Consider the following 24,880-nt stretch of genomic DNA (forward strand, 5'->3'; position numbering starts at 1 on the left):
GCTATGAGGGGAGGGCGTTGGGGGCCTCGGTAGCTGGTCACGGGCAGTGCATCGAGCGTTCGTACTCGTGCGGATAGCTCGGCGAAACCGCCCGTGGCCCGCAGGCTTGAGATCTGCGAGACCCAAGCGTGAAGTGGTTCAGGCCAGTCGCAAATGGTTGTCCCAGAGTCCTGATGGAAGATCCAGCGGCTGGGCGACGATGCGCTCGCCGCGGCAGTCGTAGAGGCGGCAGCGACCCTGGCCGGAGGTGACCACGAAGCCCTGCTCGACAGCGCCGACACCGGCGCAGTCGGCCAATGTGGCTTCTTCGAGCAGCTCGGCGCTGTCCAGATTCCAGAAGAACACCCGATTGCCACGCGGTGCGGTCACCGCCAGCAGGCGCAGTTCGTCGTGAATTGCCAGGCTCGCGGTGTACTGGTTCATCACCAGGCGTTGCGCTTCGGCGAGAGGAAAGGGCTGGAACCGCTGGCCGGGGCGCTTGATTGCCAGCAGCGGTGCGCTGTCCATCGGATCGCCTTCGTACTGCTGCCCGGAGACCACCGTACCGTCGTGCGCCACGGCCAGGTGGCGAACGCTGTTCATCTGCTCGGGCAACTGTTCCTTGCTCACCAGGGTGCCGTCGCGGCGCAACAGCACCAGGCTGGCCTCCATGGCGTCGAGGTTCATCATCGCGCGGCTGTCGGCCTCGGTGCGGATGCCACCATTGGCGATCACCAAGGTTTCGCCATCGGGCATCCACAACAGTTGATGCGGGCCAACACCGTGGGTGGACAGCTCGTCGCTGCGCACCAGGCGCTCGCCTTCGACGCGGTAGACGCCGAGCACGCCCCGCCCTGGGTCGGAGGTGTCATTCTCGGTGGTGTAGAACCACTCGCCGCTCTTGTGGAACACCCCGTGGCCATAGAAGTGGCGATCCGGTGGCGAGGCGAGCACCTGCAGCAGGCGGCCGTCACGTGAATCGATCAGGTAGCTTTCGCGGCTCGGCCGGCGACCGACGAACACCGCCAGTGGCAGGTGCGGATGGGCGTAGATGTCGTGACAACGCTCGGCGACCGGCGTCGCGAAAACCTGTGTTCCGTCGAGGCGGAAACCCACGGCGTAGTGGCGACCCTGGCCGTCATCGCGGGCAGAGAGCAGGATCTTCTGCTCGCCATGGTGGGCCAGCGTCCAGCCGCCGAGCGCGGAAGCCGCAATCAGGGCGCTGCCGAAACCGAGGAAAGCGCGGCGCTTCATGGTCAATCTCCGTCGTGTGCGTTGAAGCCGATCTGGATACCCAGCGCCTGTGCGAGCTCGCCCTGATGCAGACGATGCAGCGCGTTGAGGTCGTCATACAGCGCGTTGAGGGCGTTGCGCCCCGCCTCGTCGGCGAGCAGCACGTTGAGCGGCTTGCCAATCTCGGCGAAATGGCGGTGGGTGGTGGCGAAGGCGTCGTCGATGCGCTCGGCCAACTCGGCCTGATCATCGCCCAGCAGGGCCCTGAGGCCGTCCTTGTTGGTGCCTTCCCAGAGCCGCTGCGCGCCACTGATGGCGGCTTCGAGACTGGCCAGCGAGGTGTCGCTGCGCCAGGCTTCGGCCTGGTACGGCTGTGGCTGGCCCTTGCTCTGGCGACCCAGCGGTGTGCCCAGCTTTTTCTTCAGTGCATCGAGGGCGGTCACGTCCACTCGCAGCAGCTCGGCAATGGCCTCGCTTGATTCGGCATAGCGCTCGCTGGGAAAGCGCTTGAGTTGGGTGGCCATGCCGTCCTTGGCCGCCCACTGTTCGACGATACCGGCCGAGAGAGTCTGCTGGTGTTCGCCGATGGCCATCAGCAGCGGGCAGTATTGTTCGCGGGTGGCCGGCTGCTGCAGATCGATGTCCTTGTCGAACAGAACGTACTCGTAGGCGGTGAGCCCCTGGACCACCACGCTGGCGCTTGCCAGGTCATTGCGGCTCAGTTGCGGCTTGCTCTTGAGCAGGCCGCCAACCTGGCGAGCCACCAGATTCTTCTTGTCTGGCCAGAACTGCACCTGCCAGGCCAGGTTGCCTTCTCCCATGGGGCCGATCAGTAGCGGCTGCAGGCCGGCCCAGGCCAGTTGCGCATGCACGTAGGCCTGGCGTGCTTCGTCCAGAGACTGGTTTCCCGCACAATAGGCATGGGCGCTGGAGGCCAGGCGCCGGTCGGTTTCGGCCCACTCGCGATAGGCCGGCAGCAGGACGCCGTCCGCTATCGCGGCGCTGGTCTGGCCCATCGGATCCGGCTGGGAGCAGCCAGCGAGCACGGCGCCTGCCAGCCAGGCCAGGCACAGGGCGCGAAGGTTACGGTTGCTGTTCATGATGACTCCTCACGCGTGGCACCAGACCGGCCGCAAACGGCCCGATGTTAAAGAGATTCGAGAAAGGCGAGCAGGGCGGCTCGTTGCTGCGCGTCGAAGCCCAGCACCTGTTGGCGGGCCGCCTCGGCCTCGCCACCGTGCCAGAGGATGGCCTCGAGCAGGGAGCGCGCCCGCCCGTCATGCAGAAACTGGGTGTGGCCGCTGACGGCCTCGGTCAGGCCGATCCCCCACAGCGGCGCGGTACGCCATTCCCGGCCCGTGGCCTGGAACTCGCCGCGATTGTCCGCCAGCCCCTCGCCCATGTCGTGCAGCAGCAGATCGGTATAGGGGCGGATTACCTGGCTGGCCAGTTCCGGCTCTGCGGCGTCGGCCGCGGTGGTGAACTGCGGCGTATGGCAACGCTGGCAGCCGGCCTGATGGAACAGGCCCTTGCCGGCCAGCACCTGGGGATCGTCGACCTTGCGGCGCATCGGCACGCCCAGGTTGCGGGTATAGAACAGGACGGCGGCGAGGATGTTGTCGCTGACTTCCAGTTCGCCGCCGTTGATTGCTCGGCGGCAGTCGATCTGGGCCTCGGTGCAATCGTCGTGGGGAAAGATGCGGTTGGTCAGGCCCATGTCGATGGCGAAGGCCTGGGCGTTCTGCTGATTGAGCGTGGGCAGGCCGGCCTTCCAGCCGAAGCGACCCAGCTCCACCTGGCCGGTTTCCTCGTTCCAGACGAGGTTGGGGCGGCCAGAGATGCCATCTCCGTTGCGGTCGTCGGGATCGGCCAGGGCGAGGATGTCGGCCGGAGCGATGGCTTCGAGCAGCCCGAGGCCGATCATCGGCGGCGCGATCCGTGCGGAGAACTCGGTGTCCGGGTGGAAGGGGCCGTAGCCGAGCGGGTCGATCTTCAGCTGCGGGGTGCGCAGTTCGACTTCGGTGCCGTCGGCAAAGGTCACGCTCGAATAGGTGTATTCCAGGCGGATTCGCGCCTCGGGCGCCACGCCGGGTATCGACATGTCCTGCAGCTGGGCGCCGTACACCGGGTCGGGGCGATTGCCCAGGCGCTCGAGCATCGCCGCATGTTCTTCGCTGCTGGCCGGTTGCGATACGCGCACCAGCATCGAGACGGCATTCGCCGCCTGCGCATCGGCCGGATGGCCGCGGCCGTCCTTGATATGGCAGTTCTGGCAGGCATTGGTGTTGAACAATGGGCCCAGCCCGTCACGCGCGGTGGTGGTGGCCGGTGCGATGACCCAGGGGCTGCGGAAGAAACTGTTGCCGACGCTGAAGTCGAGCCGCCTCGTTGGCGCTAGGTTGGCCGAGGGCATCGAGAACGCGTTGTGATCGCTGCGGTTGACCGTGGTACTGCCGCCCGAGAGTGCCTCGCCCGGCTCGGCGCTATCGAAGCGTGGAGCCTGTTCGCCGCAGCCGGCCAACGCCAGCGCCAGAAGCAGGAACGAGCAGCGAAACAGCGGACGCATCGGGATGCCCAGCAGTGAAGAGGGCGGCAAGCTTAGCAGGCTAACCGTCATTGAATAAGAGGGATTTGCATTTCGAGTTGCGCGAATTGGGCACACTGCCGGCAAAGCCAGGCAGTGCGCCAATCCAACCTCGGTGCGGCGCGGTGCCGCGGGTCCGCCCGGCGCTGCTCCGGGCGGCGTCGATCAGAATTCGTGATCGGCGGTGTCGGGGTTCAGGTCGCTGATGCCAAGGGCCGCCGCGGCCTGTTCGATGGAGCCGGTCTGCTTGACCAGCGCCGCGATGGCGTCACGGACCTTCTCCTGCCCTTCGGTGTTCTCGGCCGCGATCAGCTGGTCGAAGGCCTCGCCGTTCTCGGCACTGGTGACCAGTGCCTGCAGCTTGGCTTCGGTGTCTTCCAGGTCGGCCTGCAGGGTCTTGTCCACTTCAGGATTGGCTGCGTTGACCAGCGAGGCCAGGCTGGCACCGCTCAATGTGCTCCCGTCCACGCGGCGGTATTCGCCCAGGTAGACGTTGCGGATGCCCTTGCCGTTATAGAAGTGGGAATTGTGGGTGTTGTCGCTGAAGCAGTCGTGTTCGTCTTCGGTGGAGTTGGCTTCGAGTGCGACCTTCATGCGCTCGCCGGCCAGTTCGCCGAGCGACAGGCTGCCCATGCCGAAGAGCATCTTGCGCAGGCCGTTCTCCGGTTGTTCGGATTCGAGGGTGGCGCGGTAGTTGTCCTGGCCTGGCGCCCACTGGCCGACCATTTCCTCGAGGTCGCTGACCAGCAGGTCGGTGGCTGCTTTCAGGTAGGTGCGGCGGCGGTCGCAATTGCCGCCCGTGCAGCCGTCACCTTCGACGTAATCGGTAGCCGGGCGTTCGCCGGCGCCGGGAGCGGTGCCGTTGAGGTCCTGGCCCCAGAGCAGGAATTCGATGGCGTGGTAACCCGTGGCGACGTTGGCTTCGGAACCGCCCAGTTCGTTCAGACTGGCGAGCTTCTCGGCGGTGATCTCGTTGACGTCGATGACGTCTTCGCCGACCTGGATCTCGCGGTTGGCGATGATGTTGGCTTGGGCGCCCGGGTTGCCCAGCGCGTGCTGGTAATCGTCGGCGACGTAGTCGATCAGGCCTTCATCGAGCGGCCAGGCGTTGACCTGACCTTCCCAGTCGTCGACCACGGTGTTGCCGAAGCGGAACACTTCGGTCTGCATGTAGGGAACGCGCGCCGCTACCCAGGCCTTGCGGGCGGCCTGCAGGGTGTCTTCGGTCGGATCGGCGAGCAGGGCTTCGACGGCCTTCTGCAGGTCCACGGCGGTGCTGTGGGCGTCGCTGAACGTCGCATGGGCCAGTTCGGCGTAATGCAGGACTACCGCCTTGATCGCCTCCTGGTCCGGCTGCGCCGCTGCCTGGGCCGGCTGGCTTTCGGTAGTGGCCGGTGCAGGTGCAGCCTGGTTGGTGGCTTCCTTTTCATCGCCGCAGCCAGCGAGGGTGATGGCAGCGGCCAACAGGCTGGCAGTAGCCCATGAGGGAGTGCGTAGCATGGCGTATTCCTTTGCTTCGAAGGGATAGAAATGTCGGTAAAACGGCCAGGCCCTGCGGTTGAACCGACGGCAGCGGGTCACTTCGCTTCGACTCGGGTCGCAAGAACGAGGCAGGCACGACAGGCATGCCCGGCCAGATAGAGCGGGGTGCTCTGCTGGATGCGAGACATAATGCGAAAGATTTTCATTTTGTGCAAAGGGCGCGGTTGCGTTGCGCCTGCAACTGGGGGGGCGGGGACACCGTAGCGAGGTGACGCCGATGGGGTCAGTACAGGGGCGGAATCACCCGACGGCGGCCGGGCGGGGCTGGTTCAGGTACTGGGTGAGCTCACGGGCCGGCAGAGGCTTGCTGTAATAGAAGCCTTGGCCCTCATGGCATCCCTGGGCGATCAGGTAGGCTTCCTGTTCGGCTGTCTCGACGCCTTCCGCGATCACCTGCATGTTCAGGCTTCGCGCCAGTTGAACGATGGCGTTGACGATGGTCGCGTCGCCGCCTTCAGGCGCGATGTCCTGGACGAAGCTGCGGTCGATCTTGATCTTGTCCAGCGGCAGGCTCTTCAAGTAGCTCAGGGACGAGTAGCCGGTGCCGAAGTCGTCGATGGCGATCAGCGCACCCGAGCGTCGCAGGCTGTGCAGGTTCTGCGCCGCAGCGGAAATATCTTCCATCAGGCCGGTTTCGGTGACTTCGAGCTCCAGAGACTCTGGCGGCAGCCGGTGCACCTGCATGAGATTGCTCACCAGTCTGGGCAGTTCGGCATGGTGCAGTTGAACGGTAGAAAGATTGACCGCCATGCGCAGGCCGACGAAGCCTTCCTCGTGCCACTCGCGCAATTGCCGGCAGGCCTGGTCCAGCACCCATTCGCCAATCGCCAGGATGCTACCGTTCTGCTCGGCCAGCGGAATGAACTGATCGGGGGGGACCAGACCACGTTCCGGGTGTTTCCAGCGGATCAGCGCCTCGACGCCGTTGACCCGATTGAGCCGGTAATCGACCTGGGGCTGGTAGACGAGGAAGAACTGCCCCAGCTGCAGCGCTTCGCCCAGATCCTTGACCAGCTCCCGGCGCCGCCGCATTTCGCTGTCGATGCTGGCGACGTAGAACTGATAGCGGTTGCGCGAGCGGCTCTTGGCCAGGGTCATGGTCTGCTCGGCCTTTTGCAGCAGTTTTTCCGCACTGTCCCCGTCGTCGGGGAACAGGGTGATGCCGATGGTGGCACGCACGCGGATGACGTGGTTGTCGAGCATGATCGGCGCATCCAGCGCGTCGAGCAGCTGCTGGGCGAGCTCGGCGGCCTCGTAGGGCTGTTCGATCTCGGCCTTGATCATCGCGAACTGATCGCCGCCCAGCCGTGCAAAGGCGACTATCCGACCGTTCTGCTCACGCAGCCGGTCAGCCAGCGCCACCAGCAACCGGTCGCCTATCTGATAGCTGAACTGCTCGTTGATGCCCTTGAAATCGTCCAGGCCCAGGCACAGCGCGGCGACGCAACGCTGCGTGCGTCCCGCCTCATCGAGGATCTGGTTGAGCTGGCGCTGCAGATGCTGGCGGTTCGGCAGGCCGGTGAGGAAGTCGAACTGAGTCATGCGCGCCAGGCTGTCCTCCGCCTCCCGACGCAGGTTCATGTTCTGGTCTATCGAGGCGAGCAGGCCATTGGCGGTGTTCACCCAGAGCCCCAGTTCGTTCTGCTCGTGCCCCCTGATCATCGGCAGCTTGTGCTCGCCGGGGCGGTCGGGGTTGATCCGTACCAGATTCTCGATGATGGCCATCAGCGGGCGAGTGAGCAGCCACTGGTAGATGAGGTAAAGCACGAGCCCCAGCGCCAGCGCGCGGAGGGTTCCGGCGATGAAAATCACCACCGAGTTGTTGATGAACTGCTGTCCGTAGCGCCCGGTATCCAGGGTGATGGCCAGCTCGCCGTAGTATTCGTTGTGCGGTGGGCGACCCACCAGAGGAATGGTGAAGGTCTGCTGCTCGCCGAGCACGGGGTCGGTCAGCCAGCGGGTCGGGAGCTTTATCAGTGGGCGGGTCTTTAGCGCCAATGGCGCTTCGGCGGGGTGGCCGATGGAGGCGACGCGTATCGATTCGTGCTGGAACAGGCCTTCCATGACCTGCGTGCCCATTTCGCGGTCCAGGCTGTACAGCGCTTGGGTCGAAGGATCGCGAGACATGCGCAGGATGCGCTGGGCCTCGGCCTCGATCACGCCGCGCGTCTTGTAGGCATCGAACAGTATCTGGGCGCAGCTGAGCACCAGTCCGACGGCAAGGGCCGAAAGCAGCACTCCGCGCAAGAGTTTTCGTGACAGGCTACTACGCGATTCCAACTTCACAGATGGTTCCTTTTCCCAGGCCCGCTTCATGAGTATTGGTAATGCAGTGACGATCGTCAAAGCGCCATCATGAGCATCGACCGGTATGGTGGACGAGGTGCGCCAAAACGAGCGGAGCGGGAAGGATGTGGCAATCGCGAATTTGGCTCAACAGTTGACGTCAGTATTCCGTCGAATAGTTGGCCGGTTGTCGTTCGGGGATCGCTAGGTTCAAAGGGAAGTTGGCGGTGCGCCAAAAAGCAAAATGCCCGCATCGCTGCGGGCATTTCTGGGCTGCATCCCGGATGGGCTGCAGCAGCGGCATCCGGAGATGCCCAGGGATCAACCCGCGAAATTCTTCGCGACGAAGTCCCAATTGACCAGGTTCCAGAACGCCTCGACGAACTTCGGACGGGCGTTGCGGTAGTCGATGTAGTAGGCGTGTTCCCACACATCGCAGGTCAGCAGCGGCTTGGCGCCGTCGGTCATGGGGTTACCTGCACCGCCGGTGCTGGCGAGGCCGACGCTGCCGTCGGGCTTCTTCACCAGCCAGGCCCAGCCGGAGCCGAAGGTGCCGATGGCAGTCTTGGTGAACTCTTCCTTGAACGTATCGAACGAACCGAAGGCCGCATTGATTGCGTCGGCCAGTTCACCGGTCGGCTGGCCGCCGCCGTTGGGCGACATGCAGTTCCAGAAGAAGGTGTGGTTCCAGACCTGGGCGGCGTTGTTGAAGATGCCACCGGTGGAGGTTTTGATGATGGTTTCCAGATCCTTGCCTTCGAACTCGGTGCCCGGGATCAGGTTGTTCAGATTGGTCACGTAGGCCTGGTGATGCTTGCCATGGTGAAAATCCAGGGTCTCGGCGGAAATGTGCGGCTCAAGGGCGTTCTTTTCGTAAGGCAGCGGCGGCAATTCGAAAGCCATGGTGTATCTCCTGCTCAGGTATCGAGGATTGATGCGGCGGGCAAAGGAAGCGCGTGTTTACTGCTGCGCCGGTGGTTACGGGCTTATTCTCGCCCGTTTCCGCTGACTCCCTTACCTTGCTGCATGCTTGCGCAGTCTCTGGCCGTTCACGGTCGGCCGAACAGGCGGGCCGGAGCGTTCGCTCCTTGCTCGCGAGCTCTGGATCATAGCACCCGACCGGTGGCTAAACCACGCGGCAACTGTGTGGAAAAGCCGGGCCAGGGCGTCTCTGGAGACGCGAGCCTGTGCCATCGACAGATGCTGGCTGCGCCTTGCGTGGACCATCGATGGACAGAGGCGTTCCTCTGGCGAGCGGTTATTGGGTGACCAGCTGATAGGCGATCGCGTACATCATGCTGGCTACGCCCAGATCCAGAACTCGCCAGGTCAGCGGTTTCGCCAGCCAGGGCGCGAGCCAGGCGCCGCCGAGCGAAAGCGTCAGGAACCAGAGCGTCGAGGCACTCGCTGCACCAAGGGTGAAGGCGCCGGGCTCGGGCTGCTGGGCACCGAGCGAGCCGATCAGCACCACCGTGTCGAGGTACACATGCGGATTGAGCAGTGTCACGGCCAGGGCTGCCAGCAACACGGCTCGGCGCGAGCGCGGTGCGGCGTCCTGTTGCTGCAATGCGCTGGGGCGCAAGGCGCGGCGCAGCGCCAGGGTCCCGTACCAGAGCAGGAAGGCGGTGCCGCCCCAGCGCGCCAGGTTTTCCAGCAGCGTGCTCTGGGCGATCAGTGCCGCCAGGCCGAACACGCCGGCGCAGACCAGCAGGATGTCGCAAACGATGCACAAGGCCGCGACTGGCAGATGATGTTCGCGGCGCAGGCTCTGGGCGAGCACGAAGGCGTTCTGCGCACCGATCGCCATGATCAGCCCTGCGGCGATCAACAAGCCGTTGAAGTAGCTCTGCAGTAGTGGGTTCATCGGGGCTGCTCCGACAGCTCGAGCAGCACATCGAGCGCGCGTTGCGCCTCGTGCTCCGCCACGAACAGATGGTCGTGGTGATAGCCCGCGATGACGTTGCAGCTGATGCCGGCCGTGGCCAGCGCGGTCGAAAACGTCGCGGTAAGACCCACGGCGGCGAGCGAGGAGTGCACCTGGAGGGTGATCCAGCGAGCCAGGTACTCGTAGCTCAGCCCCAACTGGTCGGCCTGGCCTTGTGGCAGGACCACGGATAGACCCTCGCGTTCGCGCAGGCTGGCCAGTGGCTGGATCTCGGCTGGCAGCGACCTGCTCGCGTCGAGGGTGCAGAAGACATAGCAGCCAGGATGCAGTTCGGGCTGCAGCGTGCGCAGCAGTGTTGCGAGTCGGGTTTCGCCAGTCATGTTGGGTCAGCCTTGGAAAAGATGCTGGCGAGTCTGGGTAGGGGCGCGTTATAAGGGAAACAAATATTGCTCAAGTTGTATAAGGAAATCTGATGTTCGATTACAAGCTGCTGACCGCGCTCGCCGCCGTGGTCGAGCAGGCTGGATTCGAGCGCGCTGCCGGGGCGCTGGGTCTGTCCCAATCGGCCGTATCGCAGCGCATCAAGATGCTCGAGGCGCGGGTCGGCCAACCGGTACTGCTGCGCGCGACCCCGCCACAGCCAACCGAGCTGGGCCGCCGGCTGCTCAACCATGTGCAACAGGTTCGGCTGCTCGAGCGCGACCTGCAGGGGCAAGTCCCGGCGCTCGATGAAAACCGCCTGCCGGAGCGTCTGCGCATCGCACTCAATGCCGACAGCCTGGCCACCTGGTGGGCCGCTGCGGTGGCGCCATTTTGCGCCCGTTACCAGGTCCTAATCGACCATGTTGTGGTCGATCAGGACGTGGGGCTGAAACGGATGCGTGCCGGCGAGGTCGCCGCCTGTGTCTGTGCCGCCGAGCCGGCGCTGGCTGGCGCGCGCAGCCAGTTCCTCGGCGCGATGCGTTATCGCGCCCTGGCCAGCCCGGCGTTCCTGGCACGGCATTTCGACGGCGCACCGACGGCTGACGTCTTAACCCGCGCGCCGGCGATCGTTTTCGGCCCCGACGATCAGTTGCAGCATCGCTACCTGGCGGCGTTGGGAATCACCGGTGGCTTCATCCACCATCTGTGTCCGTCGTCCGAGGGGTTCGTCCGGCTGCTGGAGAGCGGTCTGGGTTGGGGGCTGGTACCCGAGTATCAGGTGCGTGGGGAGCTGGCGCGCGGCGAGCTGGTCGACGTGCTGCCGGACAGGTACATCGACGTTCCGCTCTATTGGCATTACTGGCGCAACGGAGGCGAGCTGCTGGCCGACCTGACGCGCCAGCTGGTCGGCTCGGCGGGCAACTGGCTGGTGGCGGACAGCTAGTCAGGTCACGTTCTTTGTGTCCTGCGCCCGGTAGCGGCGCCGTGGCGCTGAAGGGCGGCATGCAAAGCGTTATACTGCGCGTCATTTTTTTCGCTCGCCTCGATGGTGCCCAATGCGTAACGATTCCGACGACGACCTGGATAACATCCCTAGCCTTCGAGCTGATCGCGATCGCGACACGCCCTATCCGGAGCCTGAGCTGGAGCCGGTAGGCAAGCGTCGCAACGAGCGCAGGGACGAACCCCGCGCGCCTCGACAGAAGCGCAAGTCCGCCGCTACCGGCGCGCTCTGGGCGATGGTGCTGGCTCTGTTGATCGCCCTCGGCGGGCTCGGCTGGTGGAGCTTCCAGCAGATCGCCATGCTGGAGATGCAGCTGGTGGCGACCCAGGACAGCTTCGCCCGCATCAGCGAAGACGCCAACGGCAGGCTCCGGGATATTTCCGGCAAGGTGGTGGCGACGGAGTCGAATGTCACCAGCGAGAGCGAGGCGGTAAAGCTGCGCATCAAGCAGCTCGAGCAGCAGGTCGCGACCCTGACTCAGCAGCAACAGGCCTTCAGCACCGAGCAGAAGAGCGTGACCGGTCTGCAGAGCGGGCAGAACAAGCGCGCCGAGGAATTGGGCGCGCGGCTCGAGCAGCTTTCCGGCGAGCTCAAGAACCAGCAAGGCGCGCTCGCCAAGCTGGGCGAGGAGCTCAAGGTCGTGGGTGGCGAGCAGGCGGCGCTCAAGTCGGCGCTGGCCGGCCAGAGCAAGCTCGAGGTGAGCATCGAGGGCCTGAACAAGCAGGTGGCGTCGCTCAAGCAGCAGGGCGGTCAGCAAGCCAGCCAGACCCAGGCGATCAGCCGTCTGGAGCAGGACCTGCTGGTGCTGCGCAGCGAGATCGACAACCGTCCCGCGCCTAGCACCAACACCAGCGAATTCGACGCCTTCCGCGCGCAGATGACCCGTAGCATCAATACGCTGCAAAGCCAGATCGTCAACCTTCAGGGCCAGATCGACGCCCGTTGAGCCTGACCCGGCACGGCGCTGTCGTGCCGGGTGATCTCGCTGCCACGTTCCGCCCGGGAACGCAGCCCTGCTGCCGCGATCACTACTGCATCGGCACCGCGCCATCCCGGCGCGGTGCGCAGGAGGAGCGGCAATGAACCAGAGCACCGAGCACAACCGCAGCATCCATCTCGCTTCCCGGCCCCACGGCGCGCCGAAGGCGGAGAACTTCCGGCTGGAAACCGCGCCGCGTCCGAGCCCGCAGGCTGGGCAAGTGCTGCTGCGGACCGTCTACCTGTCCCTGGACCCCTACATGCGCGGGCGGATGAGCGATGCGCCGTCCTATGCCCCGCCCATGCAGGTCGGCGACGTGATGGTCGGCGGTACCGTGAGCCGGGTCGCCGAATCGCGACATCCAGATTTCACGGTTGGCGACTGGGTGCTCGGTGCCAGCGGCTGGCAGGACTACGCACTGTCCGACGGCAAGGGTCTGGTCAAGCTCGATCCGAACATGCCTCATCCGTCCCATGCCTTGGGCGTGCTTGGCATGCCGGGCTTCACCGCCTATATGGGATTGCTGGACATTGGACAGCCGAAAAGCGGCGAAACGCTGGTGGTCGCCGCCGCCACTGGGCCGGTGGGTGCCACCGTCGGACAGATCGGCAAGCTCAAGGGGTGTCGCGTGATCGGGGTCGCGGGAGGCGAGGAGAAGTGCCGCCACGCTGTCGAGGTGCTGGGCTTCGACGCCTGCATCGATCATCACCACGAGGACCTCGCCGAACAGCTGGCGCAAGCCTGTCCCCAAGGTATCGATGTCTACTTCGAAAACGTCGGTGGCCGGGTCTTCGATGCGGTACTGCCGCTGCTCAATACCGGAGCTCGGGTGCCGGTCTGCGGCGTGGTCGCGCAGTACAACAGCACCGCGCTGCCGGAGGGGCCCGATCGCCTGCCGCTGCTGCTGAACACGCTGCTGCGCAAGCGCATGCGCATGCAGGGCTTCATCATCTGGGCGGATTACGGCGATCGTTACGACGAGTTCTACCGCGACATGAGCGCCTGGTATGCCGAGGGCCGCATCAAGTACCGCGAGCATCGTGTGGAGGGGCTGGAGCAGGCGCCCGACGCATTCATCGGGCTGCTCGAGGGGCGAAATTTCGGCAAGCTGGTGGTTCAGGTGGGTGAGACGGGCTGATCCGCCCAGTGTTTGCTCACGCCTGCGGTACGTTGAAGACGTGGCGCAGGTAACTGAGAAAGGCCTCGTCGCGGCACATGCTCTTGCCGGGGGAGTCGGAAATCTTCGCCACCGGATAGCCGTTGCAGCCGATCATCTTGATCACGATGTTGGTCGGCTCCACGCCGGGCAGGTCGCAGGTGAGCTGGGTGCCGATGCCGTAGCTGGTCTTGATGCGTCCGTTCAGGGCTCGGTAGATAGACAGCGCGCGTTGGAAGTCGAGCCCATCGGAGAACACCAGGCTGCGGGTCATCGGGTCGATGTCCAGGCGCTTGTAGTGGGCGATGGCCTTGTTGGCCCACTCGATCGGGTCGCCGGAGTCGTGGCGCAGGCCATCGAAAAGCTTGGCGAAGTAAAGATCGAAATCGGCGAGAAAGGCATCCATGGTGATGCAGTCGGTCAGCGCCGTACCCAGGGCGCCACGGTATTCCTTCACCCAGCATTCCAATGCCGCGCGTTGGCTGTCGATCAGCCGTGGTCCGAGCTGCTGGTGCGCCATGATCCATTCATGGGCCATGGTGCCCATCGGCTTGAGGTCAAGGGTTCTGGCCAGGTGTACGTTGCTGGTGCCGACGAAGCGGCCGGGGAACTGTTCCTTCATGGTCTGCACGATGCTTTCCTGCACCGCATAGGAAAAACGCCGCCGGGTACCGAAATCGGCCACCTTGAAGCCACGCAGTTCTTCTTCGCTGGCCTCCTGGCGCAGCCAATCGAATTTTTCCAGCAACCGATCACGCGCCTGGTCGGCGGTGGCGTCCGGGTAGCACGCCCGGTTGCGCACCTCGCTGACGATCGCCAGTAACGGGACTTCGAACAGAATGATATGCAGCCAGGGGCCGCGCAGGCGTATCACCAGCTCACCGGCTTCGCTCTCAACCTCCACATAATTCATGTTGAAGCGGAACAGCCGCAGGAAGCGGATGAAGTCCGGTTTCATGAAGGGAATGCTTTCGAGGAAGGCCTGCTCGGCATCGTTCAGCCGCAGATCGGCCAAAGCGCGGACCTGGGCGCGAATCGCTTCAAGGTGAGGGGTGAGATCTTCTCGCGTGCGGCTGCGAAAGGCCCACTCCACCTCGGCGTCGGGGTAGTGGTGCAGGATGGCCTGCATCATCGTCAGCTTGTAGAAATCGGTGTCGAGCAAACTCCGGATGATGCGGTCGTCGGGGAGGGACGTCATGCTGGCTCCTTGTCTTGGAGGGCATGCCTCACGCGCCGCCGATGCCCTCGATTATCTTGCCCGTTCCGCCGCAATTTGCACAGTCGCGGTTCGCCAGACGATCACTTCCAGCGCAGCGCGGACAAATATTCTCACCGGTACCGGAAGTTCCGGGCTCGGCTTGATCGCCAGGATTGAGTCGGGAGGACACTTTTGTCTCCGAGTAAACATTAATAGTATTCAGTAGCGATGTTTTGGATATTTGGCTGAGCTATAAATTACAAACTTTGATTGCAAATTGGTTTAAGCAAAGAGTCGATTTAGCTCGGCGCTAATTTACAGACGAAAATAGGGCAGAGGCCTTGAGCCTCTGCCCTATTTTCTGGCGATTAGCTGCTACGGCCGCCGCCGTGGCTATTCTGGCCGCCTTTCTTGCCTGCTTCGGAGGCCTTTTCACGGTCATTGGCGAAGTTACCGCCGCTGTTATGACCGCCTTTCTTGCCTGCTTCGGATGCTTTTTCGCGATCGTTCGCGAAATTGCCGGGGTTGTTGTTAGCCATGTCGTTTCTCCTCTTGGATAGGGACGTTGGTTAGTTTCGCGGGTAAGCCTTCGGCTCAGCTGTTTCTGCCGCCGCCGTGGCTGTTCTGCCCGCCTTTCTTGCCGGCTTCGGAGGCTTTTTCACGATCGTTCGCGAAGTTGCCGCCGCTGTTGCTTCCGCCTTTCTTACCGGCTTCGGATGCTTTCTCGCGATCGTTTGCGAAATTGCCAGGGTTGTTATTTGCCATTTCTTTTGTCTCCTCGGTGGATAGAGAACTAAAGGGGCTGATACAACTTTATCCAGCCTTCACGATTTCAGAGGGGCTTAGGCGAGCAGGAGTTCACGACGCGTTTCAACAGCGGACGAATGGTTTTCCCTATGCGTAGTAGTGCTATGGCGCGGTGAAATCACAGACGAAACGGTGGTTTGGGAGAACTATCAAAGTGCTATTTCAAGCGAAGCGGTAACAGCAAGTTAGTTGTCTTTTATATATGTGTGCAGGCGCCTCGTTAAAGAGCCGCCAGCGCCGGCGGTCCGTGCTTACGAACGGCGAGCGGCCCTTGTTGCTCTAACGAGGCGTACCCATACAGGAGAGCCACCATGCAGCACTATGAGGTCATCAGCCGGGACAACGACCGTTGGGTCCTGCGCGAGGAGGGCGATGCGCGCGCGCTAATCGAGGCGTCCAGCCGCGACGACATCCTGGCCGAGACGCGCGATTACATGAAGCTGCGGACAGCCGTGGTGAAAGTCTACGAAAACGGCCAAGTCACCGAAGAGCACCGCTATCCGCAAGAGCAGAATCCGCGTCAGACCGGCGGATAGCTCCCGGGCCTCGGTTCACCGAGGCAGAACGATGATGGCGCGAAAGTCGTTGACGTTGGTGCGGGTCGGCCCAGTGACCACCAGCGAGTCGAGCCTGGCGAAGTAGCCGTAGCCGTTGTTGTTCGCCAGCTCCGCAGCGGCATCGAGGCCCAGCGCCTCGCCGCGCGCATGGCTTTCCGGCGTCATGATGGCGCCGGCATTGTCCTCCGAGCCGTCGATGCCATCCGTATCGCCGGCTAGCGCATAAACCCCCGGCATTCCCGCCAAATTCTCGGTCAGGCTGAGGAGAAATTCCGCGTTGCGCCCGCCGCGTCCATTGCCTCGGACTGTCACGGTGGTCTCGCCGCCGGAGAGGATCACGCAGGGCATTGCTATTGGTTGGCCATGCAGCACGATCTGCCGGGCAATGCCGGCGTGAACCTTGGCTACTTCACGTGACTCGCCTTCGAGGTCACCGAGTATCAAGGGCGTCAGTCCTGCTTCGCGGGCATAGGCGGCTACGGCTTCTAGCGACTGTTGGGGGGTCGCGATCAATTGGAAGTGGCTTCGGGAAAGGTAAGGATCGCCAGGCTTGAGCGTTTCCGAGCGCGGGTCTTCAAGCCAGGCGCGAACGTTCGTCGGCACATCGATGGCGTAGCGGGTAAGAATCGCCAAGGCGTCGGCTGAGGTGGTCGGATCTGCGACCGTCGGGCCGGACGCGATGACCGTGGGTTGGTCCCCCGGCACGTCCGAGATCGCATAGGTATACAGGCTGGCCGGCCAGCAGGCCCGGGCCAGACGGCCTCCCTTGATGGCCGAAAGGTGCTTTCGCACGCAATTCATCTCGTCGATGGCCGCGCCGCTGCGCAGCAGGGCCTTGTTGATCGCCTGCTTGTCGGCCAGCGTGATGCCTTCGGCTGGGAGGGCCAGCAGCGAGGAGCCGCCACCGGAAAGAAGGAAGACGACCTTGTCAGTGTCCTTCAGCCCGCTGACCAATTCGAGGACGCGGCGGGCGACCCGCTCGCCGGCATCGTCCGGGACCGGATGTGCTGCCTCGACTACTTCTATCCGGCTGCACGGCGCGCCATGCCCGTAACGCGTCACGACCAGCCCATGCAGTTCACCTTCCCAGCAGGCCTCGATAGCTTGCGCCATGGCGGCCGCAGCCTTGCCGGCGCCGATCACGATGGCACGGCCGCTGCGATCCGCGGGTAGATGTGGAGGCAGCGTGTCTCGCGGGTGAGCGGCTTCGATAGCGACGTCGAAGAGTTCGCGAAGCAGGCGGTGCGGATCGAGGGTCATGGGAGGGCTCCGGGTAATTGTTATGGCCGCATGGGCGACGGATGGTATCCAGGGTGTTTCGATTGTTGCCGATATCGCGAACGAATGGGCGACTCGATCAGTGGTGGCTGTTAGCCATAAAAAAAGTGGTAAAGTGTGATCTGTGTCTCGCTATGCTGTCCGGGCGGCGCGGGTCGATTACCTGAATGTCCGCAGTTGTCGGTACCTGGTCCTCAGGGGCGCCATGACGGCATTGGAGAAAGCTTCATATGGCGCGCTTGTTTTCTTCGCTCATCTGTCTGCTTGGCACGCTCGGCTTTCCGGGCGGGGCGTGGGCCCTGGGCATGGGTGACATCACGTTGCGTTCGGCCCTGCATCAGCCGCTCGACGCGGAAATCCAGCTGCTCGACGTGCAGGGGCTGGACGCATCCGAGATCAAGGTGAGCCTGGCCTCGCCGAGCGTGTTTGCCCGCTCGGGTGTCGATTATCCGCAGCACCTGATGGACCTGCGCTTCTCCACTCAGCTGCGGGGCAGCGACGGCAGTATCCGGGTCACCACGTCGGCTCCGATTCGCGAACCCTACCTGAATTTCATCGTCGAGCTGGTCCGCCCGAACGGGACGCTGCTGCGCGAATATACCGTGCTGCTCGATCCGATCGAAACCATGGCTTCCTGGGTGCCGCCGGTCCCGCAGACGGCGCCTGTGCGTCCGCTTCGTGAGGCGTCGCCAGTGGTATCAGCGACAGCTACGCCAGCTCCCCAGGCCGCGCCTGCGGCATCGCTCGGTCAGCGTTACGCAGTGCGCCGAGGCGACAGTCTCTGGCTCATCGCCCATCGCTTGAGCGCCGATGGCAGCGCGGCGAGCGTCGAACGACTGATTCGCGACATCCATGCGCTCAATCCTCAGGCCTTCGCGGCGGGCGACGTGTCGCGCCTGCTCTCCGGCACCAGCCTGCTGCTGCCCGATCGGGTCGAGCTTGGCGGGCCGGCAACGATGGCCGAGCGCGTGACGCAGCCGGCCGTGACGCCTGCGGTCGAGACGATGCCGTCTGCTGAGGATGAGATCGTTCGCCTATTGGCTGAGCAGCGCAAGCTCGACGAGCAGGTCGCGATCGAGCAGGGCGTGCGAGATGACTTACGTGACCAGATCCAGGCGTTCCAGGTGCGTCTCGATGAGCTGATGGCCATGGTCGAGGAGCGGGACCGGCTGCTGGTCCAACTGACCCAGCAGCTCGCGAAAGTTCGCCAGGCCTCCGCGCCGAAGGCTGTCCAGCCCGCTGCGCCAGCGATCGCTGAGGTCGAAGCCGCGATATCGCCGGCTCGTGACGATGCTCTTCCGGGGGACTGGCGGCTCTGGCTCGCAGTGCTTGTCCTGCTGCTGGCACTGAGCGGCCTGTTCTGGCGTTCGCGCCGCTCGGCCGAGCAGACGCCTGAGCCGGTTCCTGCAACGGTCACCACTCGGCGTCGGACGGCGGAGCCGGTCGATGCCGTCGAAGAGCCGAGCAAGGACGACCCATTCGATAGGCTCGAGGTCCAGCCCGAACAACCGGTTCCGGTTGCCGAACCCCACGTAGCTCAGGTAGCGGCGGAGCCGGTACCGCCCAGAGGATTGCCTTCAGCCAGCGATGCCCTGGACGCGGCCCGCCTGTACATGGCCTACGGGCGTTACAAGCAGGCCCGTCATACCCTCGAGGCAGCGCTGCTGGTCGAGCCGACCCGCAATGCGATGCGCCTGAAACTGCTGGAAGTGCTGAGCGAGCTGGGTGACGGGCCGGCCTTTGCGCAGGAGCTGGCCCGGGCACGTGAACTGGGTGTCAGCGACGTGCAACTCGATGCGATTCGGCCTCCGGCCAGCCTGCCGCTTCTGGAGGAAATACTCGAGCCGCCGAAACAAGAAGCGCCTGAAGAGACCGAGTACACCGGTCTGGACCTCGACAGCTTCTCGCTGGATGCGGATTGGGACCTGATCAGCCCATTCAGGCCGTCGGCAGGGCAGCGCAAGGCGGCGCCCGATGAAGCGCTGGAAGACCCCGAGTTCAACTCCAACCTGCATGAGCTGCCCGAAGTGTTGGAGATCGACGAGGTGACCGAGTTCTTCAGCGAACCTGCTGTGGACGTGACGGATGCCCCGCAGCAGGACACGCGTACCGCGCGCCGCGCGTGACTGCCTTCTGGTCCGCTGGTCGTGGCACTCAGGCGCCGGCCACACCTCAGCCGGTCACGTCGTCCTGCACCTCGCAGCCCTTGATCACCATGCGGATGAGGGTTTCGGCCGCCGCTTCGTAGTCGGTGTCGCCCAGCGAAGCCTTGCCGGTGACGCTGGAGATCTGCCAGTCGAAATCGGCATAGGTCTGCGTCGCTGCCCAGATGCTGAACAACAGATGGCTAGGATCGACCTTCGCCATCAACCCTTCATCGATCCAGCCCTGAATCCGCGCGATGTTATGGCTCGCCTGTGCGTTCAGCTGCTCGACCCGCTCGGGCGACAGGTGGGGCGCGCCATGCATGATTTCGCTGGCGAATACCTTGGATGCACAGGCGTGCTCGCGGGAAATTCGGATCTTGGTGCGGATGTAGGCGCGTAGCACCTCGGCGGGTTGGCCCGGCTGGTTGAACGGGCTGGAGGCCTGCAGCAGCGGCTCGATGATGCTTTCCAGCACCTCGCGGTAGAGCCGTTCCTTCGATTTGAAATAGTAGTAGACGTTGGGCTTGGGCAGTCCGGCTCGCTGGGCGATATCGCTGGTCTTGGTCGCAGCGAAGCCCTTTTCGGCGAATTCTTCACTGGCCGCGCGCAGGATGAGCTCCCGGTTGCGTTCGCGAATGCTGGTCATTGGGGCGGGATCCCTGCCTCGGCTGCCGATGGCGAAGCGGCATGCTAGCACCGGCCTCGCGAGCCTCTCAAGGGAACCAAAACGGTGCTTCAGCGGCGCGCATGCCGTCCGGATCTCTGAACGAAGGCGGCCATGGGCAGTCGACTTAACTGGTAGGCCGCAAGATGACGGCCGTTAGGTTCGATACCCGAGGAGGAAAAGATGGACAACAAAGAAACGATCTCTGTACTCAACGACCTGATCGAAACCAGCAAAGACGGCGAGAAGGGCTTTCGCGAATGTGCAGAAGACCTGAAGAGCCCGCAGCTCAAGACCACCATGACCCAGCGCGCCCAGGATTGCGCCAGTGCAGTGGCCGAGCTTCAGCAACTGGTCCGGTCGCTCGGTGGCGACCCGGAAACCAGTACCAGCATGAGCGGCGACATGCACCGTCGCTGGGTGGATCTGAAGTCCATGCTCACCGGCAAGGACGACGAAGCGATTCTCAACGAATGCGAACGTGGCGAGGACGTGGCGCTCAAGAGCTATCGCAAGGCGCTGGAAAAAGATCTGCCGCCCGACGTACGCGCCGTGGTGGAAAAGCAGCTGCAGGGTGTGCAGCGCAACCACGACCAGGTCAAGGCACTGCGTGACGCCGCGCGCGCCGCGAGCTGATTGCAGCAGCGCTGAAGAACGCCGGCGAATGCCGGCGTTTTTTTTGTCTCCAAGAACGGTTCGGTCTGTGGTTTCGACGCCGAGCGCCGAATACGCCGGTCAGTCGATGGGGGCGCCCCGACCGATCCAGGCACCGAGCAGGTCGCGTTCCTCCTGCGTCATCTGGGTGATGTTGCCTAGTGGCATGATCTGGCTCGCGACAGACTGGGCGTGGATCTTCGCGGCTTGCTGGCGGATCTGCTCGGCGGTATCGAACATCACCCCGCCGGGCGCGGCGCTGAACAAAGGGCTGGTCGGATTCGCCGAATGGCAGACCGTGCAGCGTTCGTGGATCACCTTGCTGACCTTGGCGAAATCTGTCGTGGCGGGGTGGGCATCCGCCTGTTGTTCGATGCTCTGTTGTTCGGGCGTCGTCGTCGGCAGGTTCGGTGCCGGTTGCCGGTTTGGCGCGCTGACGAAGGCGAGGCAGACCATACCCACCGCGGCTACCGGCAGCGCCCAGGCGAAACGCTGGCTGTTGTGGCGGGTGTTGAAGTAGTGACGGACCAGCACGGCGAGTACCGAAATCGCGGCGAGGATCAGCCAGTTGTAGCGGCTGCCGTAGGTGCTCGGGAAGTGGTTGCTGATCATGATGAACAGCACCGGCAGGGTGAAATAGTTGTTGTGCCGCGAGCGCAGCAGCCCCCGCGCCGGCAGCTCCGGATCGGGTTCGCGTTTTTCCTCGATGGCGCGCACCAGCGCACGCTGGGCCGGCATGATGATGCGAAACACGTTGCCGACCATGATGGTGCCGATCAGCGCGCCGACATGAATGTAGGCCGCGCGGCCGCTGAACAGCTGCGAATAGCCCCAGGCGGCCGCGACGATCAGGCCGAACAGCACGAGCCCGAGCAGGCCCGGGCGTTTGCCCAACGACGAGTTGCAGAGCAGGTCGTAGACGAACCAGCCGGCGATCAGCGAGGCGAAGCCGATCACCACCGCCATCGCGGGGCTCAGCTCGCTGCCCGGCGCGACGAGGTAGAGCGCCGGGTTGAGGTAATAGACGACGGTCAGCAGGGCTACGCCCGAGAGCCAGGTCGAATAGGCTTCCCACTTGAACCAGTGCAGGGTTTCCGGCATGCGCTCGGGGGCGAGCTTGTACTTTTCCAGGTGGTAGATTCCGCCTCCGTGGATCGCCCACAGATCACCCGACAGCCCATCGCGCGGATTGGCCCGGTTGAGGTTGTTTTCCAGCCAGACGAAATAGAACGAGGCGCCGATCCAGGCGATACCGACGATCATGTGTATCCAGCGGATCGTCAGGTTCAGCCATTCGGTTAGATGTGCTTCCACGGTTGCTTACCTTTGCTGCGGCGGCTTGCCGCGTGATTCGTGCGACGCTGCTCAGCGCTCGTCTGCTTGCTGCTGCGGGTCGAGCCGCATTGCCTGGTCGTCGTCGAAGAAATGCTCGTCGCAGTTGTTGCCCGCGCCGCTGCGATCGACCACCAGAAAGTCATCCTCCGGCGCCAGGGCCAGTATCGGGTGATGCCAGACGCCGCGGTGATAGTTGACGCCCTGGCTGCCGTCGGCGAGAAACGCACGTACCTGATCGGCGTCCGGCAGATCGCTGGCGGGCGCCACCACCACCAGGAAGGACTTGCCGTGCAGCGGCACGAACGCCTGGCTGCCCAGTGGGTGGCGCTCGAGCATGCGTACCGTCAGCGGCATGGGCAGCGCCTGGGCGCGGAAGATGCTGATGATCGCCTTGTCTTCCGGCAGCCCGGTCTGCACGGTGGCCAGTTGGTGATAACGGCGGGTGGAACCGTTGTTGATCATGAAATAGTCGCTGCCAGCGGTTTCGATCACATCGCCGAACGGGGCGAAGGCGTCCTTGGTCAACGGCTCTATCTGGAGTGTGCGCATGCGGGTGGGGGCTCGCTGCTAAGTGGGAGGGCAGACCGTAGCACGGGCCGGCCCGATGTCAGGTGGGCCGAAACCCACCCTACAACTGTTGGAACAGACGCTTACTTCGCCAGTTTGCCGAACAGGCGCAGGCGGCTGACGCCACCGTCCGGGAAAATGTTCAGTCGCACATGGGTGATCGGGCCAAGGGATTTGATTTGCTCGGTGAACTCATGCTCCTGGTGCATCTGCAGCTTCTGGCTCGGCAGCAACTCGCGCCAGAACAGGCTCTGGGTTTCGATCTGGCTGTCGGTGCCGCCCTTCACGTAGGCGGCCTGGATCGAGCAGCTGTCCGGGTAGTTGCCCTTGAAGTGCAGGGTGTCGACGACGATCTTCTCGATTTCACCCGGATGGCCGAGGGCAATGATCACCCAGTCGTTGCCGGGCGTACGGCGGCGTGCGGTTTCCCAGCCGTCGCCCATGTTCACGCCGCGGCCGGGAGTGAGCAGGTTGCTGATGCTGCCGTAGTGCTCGTCGGAGCAGGCCAGCGCCCGTCCGCCGTTGAGGGCCGAGACGAGGTCCAGTTGCTCACGGGCATCGACGGCCGACCAGTCGCGGTAGGGAATGCCATACACGCGCAGGCGTGCGATACCGCCGTCCGGGTAGATGTTGAAGCGCAGGTGGGTGTAGGGCTGGATGTCGTCGATGGCGTGGTAGTGGTGGCTGTTGCCCTGCAACTCGACGGCGGGCAGCACTTCGGTCCACTGGGTCTGCTCATCGGGGTCGCCGCTCGTGACGAAGCAGGCTTCGAGCGATGCGGAAGGCGGGTAGTTGCCGGTGAAGAAGCTGGTGTCGATGTCCACGCCTTTGATCGAGCCCGGAACGCCCAGGCGAATGACCGTATGGTCGTAGCCTTCGAAACGCTTGCGCCGCGATTCCCAGCCATCCATCCATTTGCCGTTGTCGTCGAACACGCCTTCCTTCCATACCGGGGCGGTGGGCTGCAGCATGCGATCGACCGCGGCGAACCAGTCATCGGTGACGTGGATGGCTTTGGTGCCCAGCCGGGCATCGGCCAGGTTGACGTATTTTTCGAAGGGTGCGGCGTAGGTTTTCATCGATATCTGCCTTGAAGGTTGAAATGGTCGGTGCAGGTCAGAGCGTCTGCAGACGAAACAGGGCGATCTTGTTGATTTCGGCCAGGGCGCGAGCGAACTCCTGCTCTGGCGTGTTGTGCAGGCGCTGCTCGAAGGCCTCGAGGATCTGGTATCGGTCGCTGCCCTTGACCGCCATGATGAAGGGGAAGCCGAAGCGGGCCTTGTAGGCATCGTTCAGCTCGGTGAAGCGGGCGAACTCCTCGGCGCTGCATTCATGGATGCCGGCCCCGGCTTGTTCTGCCGTGGACGAGGCGGTGAGTTCGCCGCGCACGGCAGCCTTGCCGGCAAGATCCGGGTGCGCCTGGATCAGCGCGAGCTGCTCGTCGCGCCCGGCGGCAAGCATCGCCTGGGACATGCGTACGTGCATGATCTCGACATAGTCCAGCGTGTCGTCGACGCCTGCGCCGTAGACGGTTTCGGCCACCCAGGGCGAATGTTCGTAGACGTCGGCGAAGGCGGCGACGAAAGCATCGCGATCCATTTGGCTGGGCGTGAGGGTCTTGAATCGGTTCATTGGCTGCGCTCCTCGAACGGATGAGTGGCATGCCAATGCCGGGCGATGTCCACACGACGCGCGAACCAGACCTGCTCATGGCTCTTGGCATACTCGATGAAACGCTGCAGCGCGGCCAGCCGCGCCGGGCGACCGAGCAGGCGACAGTGCATGCCAATGGACAGCATTTTCGGCGCGCCCTCCGAGCCTTCTGCGTAGAGCACGTCGAAGGCGTCCTTCAGGTACTCGTAGAAATCGTCGCCCTTGTTGAAGCCCTGCACCTGGGTGAAGCGCATGTCATTGGTGTCCAGCGTGTAGGGGATCACCAGATGGGGGCGTTGCGCGGTGCTCTGTGGGTCCCAGTAGGGCAGGTCGTCGTCGTAGGTATCCGAGTCGTAGAGAAAGCCACCTTCTTCGCGCACCAGGCGGCGGGTGTTCGGGCTGGTTCGGCCGGTGTACCAGCCGAGCGGTCGCTCGCCGGTCAGCTCGGTGAGGATGCGCACGGCTTCGCGCAGGTGCTCGCGTTCCTGGGTCTCGTCCATGTATTGGTAGTCGATCCAGCGCAGGCCGTGGCTGCAGATCTCGTGACCATCGGCGACCATGGCGCGGATCACCTCCGGATGGCGCTGCGCGGCCATCGCCACGGCAAAGATCGTCAGGGGAATCTGGTGCTTTCTGAACAGTTTGAGCAGGCGCCAGACGCCAGCGCGGCTGCCGTATTCGTAGAGCGACTCCATGCTCATGTTGCGCACGCCCTGCAGCGGTTGCGCGGACACCATCTCGGAAAGAAACGCCTCGGATTCGCGGTCGCCATGCAGGATGCTGCGCTCGCCGCCTTCCTCGTAATTGAGGACGAACGACAGTGCGATGCGGGCCTCGCCCGGCCAGCGAGGATGGGGCGGGGTATCGGCATAACCGATGAGGTCACGAGGGTAATCGGCGCTCACTGTCGGATCCTTGGCTGGACGATGCGGTTATATATTGTATACAAA

At 63.8% G+C, this 24,880-nt stretch carries 24 protein-coding genes; 6 read left to right on the plus strand and 18 right to left on the minus strand.

Going from position 1 to position 24,880, the window contains the following annotated elements:
* Nucleotides 1-138: 138 nt before the first annotated feature.
* The 8 genes from G7026_RS02940 to G7026_RS02975 all read right to left on the minus strand — a co-directional run bounded on the left by G7026_RS02940 (nt 139) and on the right by G7026_RS02975 (nt 9,889).
* The gene (locus tag G7026_RS02940) at nt 139-1,233 is read right to left on the minus strand and encodes a DUF1513 domain-containing protein (RefSeq protein WP_181069282.1); all 1,095 of its coding nucleotides are present in this window, start codon (nt 1,231-1,233) and stop codon (nt 139-141) included.
* A 2-nt stretch (nt 1,234-1,235) separates the two neighbouring features.
* Nucleotides 1,236-2,312: an imelysin family protein gene (locus tag G7026_RS02945; RefSeq protein ID WP_181069283.1), complete on the minus strand. Its 1,077-nt coding sequence runs from the start codon at nt 2,310-2,312 to the stop codon at nt 1,236-1,238.
* Between the two features lie 47 nt (nt 2,313-2,359).
* On the minus strand, nt 2,360-3,778 hold the full coding sequence (locus tag G7026_RS02950; RefSeq protein ID WP_181069284.1) for a di-heme oxidoreductase family protein: 1,419 nt from the start codon (nt 3,776-3,778) through the stop codon (nt 2,360-2,362).
* A gap of 183 nt (nt 3,779-3,961) precedes the next feature.
* Complete coding sequence (locus G7026_RS02955; RefSeq protein WP_181069285.1) at nt 3,962-5,296, minus strand: imelysin family protein; 1,335 nt, start codon at nt 5,294-5,296, stop codon at nt 3,962-3,964.
* Nucleotides 5,297-5,578: 282 nt separating this feature from the next.
* Complete coding sequence (locus tag G7026_RS02960; protein ID WP_181069286.1) at nt 5,579-7,624, minus strand: putative bifunctional diguanylate cyclase/phosphodiesterase; 2,046 nt, start codon at nt 7,622-7,624, stop codon at nt 5,579-5,581.
* A 321-nt stretch (nt 7,625-7,945) separates the two neighbouring features.
* Nucleotides 7,946-8,527, minus strand: coding sequence for a superoxide dismutase (locus G7026_RS02965; RefSeq protein WP_181069287.1), 582 nt, complete (start codon nt 8,525-8,527; stop codon nt 7,946-7,948).
* 355 nt (nt 8,528-8,882) lie between these two features.
* Nucleotides 8,883-9,488 carry a LysE/ArgO family amino acid transporter gene (locus G7026_RS02970; RefSeq protein ID WP_181069288.1) on the minus strand — a complete coding sequence of 202 codons (606 nt, stop codon included), beginning with the start codon at nt 9,486-9,488 and terminating at the stop codon, nt 8,883-8,885.
* Nucleotides 9,485-9,889 carry an ACT domain-containing protein gene (locus tag G7026_RS02975; RefSeq protein ID WP_181069289.1) on the minus strand — a complete coding sequence of 135 codons (405 nt, stop codon included), beginning with the start codon at nt 9,887-9,889 and terminating at the stop codon, nt 9,485-9,487. Before G7026_RS02975 ends, G7026_RS02970 begins: the two co-directional genes overlap by 4 nt.
* Nucleotides 9,890-9,981: 92 nt before the next feature.
* On the opposite strand from G7026_RS02975, the gene G7026_RS02980 reads away from it, so the two are divergent.
* The 3 genes from G7026_RS02980 to G7026_RS02990 all read left to right on the plus strand — a co-directional run bounded on the left by G7026_RS02980 (nt 9,982) and on the right by G7026_RS02990 (nt 13,052).
* Entirely contained in the window at nt 9,982-10,875 is an 894-nt protein-coding gene (locus G7026_RS02980) for a LysR family transcriptional regulator ArgP (RefSeq protein ID WP_181069290.1), read from the plus strand.
* A gap of 112 nt (nt 10,876-10,987) precedes the next feature.
* Nucleotides 10,988-11,881, plus strand: coding sequence for an ATPase (locus G7026_RS02985; RefSeq protein WP_181069291.1), 894 nt, complete (start codon nt 10,988-10,990; stop codon nt 11,879-11,881).
* A gap of 133 nt (nt 11,882-12,014) precedes the next feature.
* Nucleotides 12,015-13,052 carry an NADP-dependent oxidoreductase gene (locus tag G7026_RS02990; RefSeq protein WP_181069292.1) on the plus strand — a complete coding sequence of 346 codons (1,038 nt, stop codon included), beginning with the start codon at nt 12,015-12,017 and terminating at the stop codon, nt 13,050-13,052.
* 16 nt (nt 13,053-13,068) lie between these two features.
* Here the strand turns inward: G7026_RS02990 and pncB are convergent, their stop codons facing one another.
* The 3 genes from pncB to G7026_RS03005 all read right to left on the minus strand — a co-directional run bounded on the left by pncB (nt 13,069) and on the right by G7026_RS03005 (nt 15,033).
* A complete protein-coding gene (gene pncB, locus G7026_RS02995) occupies nt 13,069-14,268 on the minus strand; it encodes a nicotinate phosphoribosyltransferase (RefSeq protein ID WP_181069293.1) in 1,200 nt (399 codons plus the stop codon).
* A 368-nt stretch (nt 14,269-14,636) separates the two neighbouring features.
* On the minus strand, nt 14,637-14,807 hold the full coding sequence (locus G7026_RS03000) for a con-10 family general stress protein (protein ID WP_181069294.1): 171 nt from the start codon (nt 14,805-14,807) through the stop codon (nt 14,637-14,639).
* A 55-nt stretch (nt 14,808-14,862) separates the two neighbouring features.
* Nucleotides 14,863-15,033 carry a con-10 family general stress protein gene (locus G7026_RS03005; protein WP_138409548.1) on the minus strand — a complete coding sequence of 57 codons (171 nt, stop codon included), beginning with the start codon at nt 15,031-15,033 and terminating at the stop codon, nt 14,863-14,865.
* Between the two features lie 353 nt (nt 15,034-15,386).
* Here G7026_RS03005 and G7026_RS03010 point away from each other — a divergent pair, with 353 nt between their 5' ends.
* A complete protein-coding gene (locus G7026_RS03010) occupies nt 15,387-15,611 on the plus strand; it encodes a DUF2188 domain-containing protein (protein ID WP_181069295.1) in 225 nt (74 codons plus the stop codon).
* A 15-nt stretch (nt 15,612-15,626) separates the two neighbouring features.
* Here G7026_RS03010 and G7026_RS03015 read toward each other — a convergent pair whose 3' ends face one another.
* The gene (locus G7026_RS03015; protein WP_181069296.1) at nt 15,627-16,892 is read right to left on the minus strand and encodes a glycerate kinase type-2 family protein; all 1,266 of its coding nucleotides are present in this window, start codon (nt 16,890-16,892) and stop codon (nt 15,627-15,629) included.
* A 248-nt stretch (nt 16,893-17,140) separates the two neighbouring features.
* On the opposite strand from G7026_RS03015, the gene G7026_RS03020 reads away from it, so the two are divergent.
* Nucleotides 17,141-19,036: a type IV pilus assembly protein FimV gene (locus G7026_RS03020; RefSeq protein ID WP_181069297.1), complete on the plus strand. Its 1,896-nt coding sequence runs from the start codon at nt 17,141-17,143 to the stop codon at nt 19,034-19,036.
* A 46-nt stretch (nt 19,037-19,082) separates the two neighbouring features.
* Here the strand turns inward: G7026_RS03020 and G7026_RS03025 are convergent, their stop codons facing one another.
* On the minus strand, nt 19,083-19,703 hold the full coding sequence (locus G7026_RS03025) for a TetR/AcrR family transcriptional regulator (protein WP_181069298.1): 621 nt from the start codon (nt 19,701-19,703) through the stop codon (nt 19,083-19,085).
* Nucleotides 19,704-19,904: 201 nt separating this feature from the next.
* Between G7026_RS03025 and G7026_RS03030 the strand changes: the two genes are divergently transcribed.
* The gene (locus G7026_RS03030) at nt 19,905-20,357 is read left to right on the plus strand and encodes a PA2169 family four-helix-bundle protein (protein WP_181069299.1); all 453 of its coding nucleotides are present in this window, start codon (nt 19,905-19,907) and stop codon (nt 20,355-20,357) included.
* Nucleotides 20,358-20,456: 99 nt separating this feature from the next.
* On the opposite strand, the gene G7026_RS03035 is transcribed toward G7026_RS03030, so the two are convergent.
* From G7026_RS03035 to puuE, 5 genes are all read right to left on the minus strand, one after another.
* Nucleotides 20,457-21,689: a urate hydroxylase PuuD gene (locus G7026_RS03035; RefSeq protein ID WP_181069300.1), complete on the minus strand. Its 1,233-nt coding sequence runs from the start codon at nt 21,687-21,689 to the stop codon at nt 20,457-20,459.
* Between the two features lie 51 nt (nt 21,690-21,740).
* Nucleotides 21,741-22,259, minus strand: coding sequence for an ureidoglycolate lyase (locus tag G7026_RS03040; protein WP_181069301.1), 519 nt, complete (start codon nt 22,257-22,259; stop codon nt 21,741-21,743).
* A gap of 101 nt (nt 22,260-22,360) precedes the next feature.
* Nucleotides 22,361-23,356, minus strand: coding sequence for an allantoicase (alc, locus tag G7026_RS03045; RefSeq protein WP_181069302.1), 996 nt, complete (start codon nt 23,354-23,356; stop codon nt 22,361-22,363).
* Nucleotides 23,357-23,393: 37 nt separating this feature from the next.
* A complete protein-coding gene (gene uraD, locus G7026_RS03050) occupies nt 23,394-23,909 on the minus strand; it encodes a 2-oxo-4-hydroxy-4-carboxy-5-ureidoimidazoline decarboxylase (RefSeq protein WP_181069303.1) in 516 nt (171 codons plus the stop codon).
* Nucleotides 23,906-24,835, minus strand: a complete 930-nt coding sequence (gene puuE, locus G7026_RS03055) for an allantoinase PuuE (RefSeq protein ID WP_181069304.1) — start codon at nt 24,833-24,835, stop codon at nt 23,906-23,908. The genes uraD and puuE overlap by 4 nt, the downstream gene beginning before the upstream one ends.
* Between the last annotated feature and the right edge of the window lie 45 nt (nt 24,836-24,880).

Source organism: Stutzerimonas azotifigens (assembly GCF_013522725.1).
Classification (GTDB): Bacteria; Pseudomonadota; Gammaproteobacteria; order Pseudomonadales; family Pseudomonadaceae; genus Stutzerimonas; species Stutzerimonas azotifigens_A.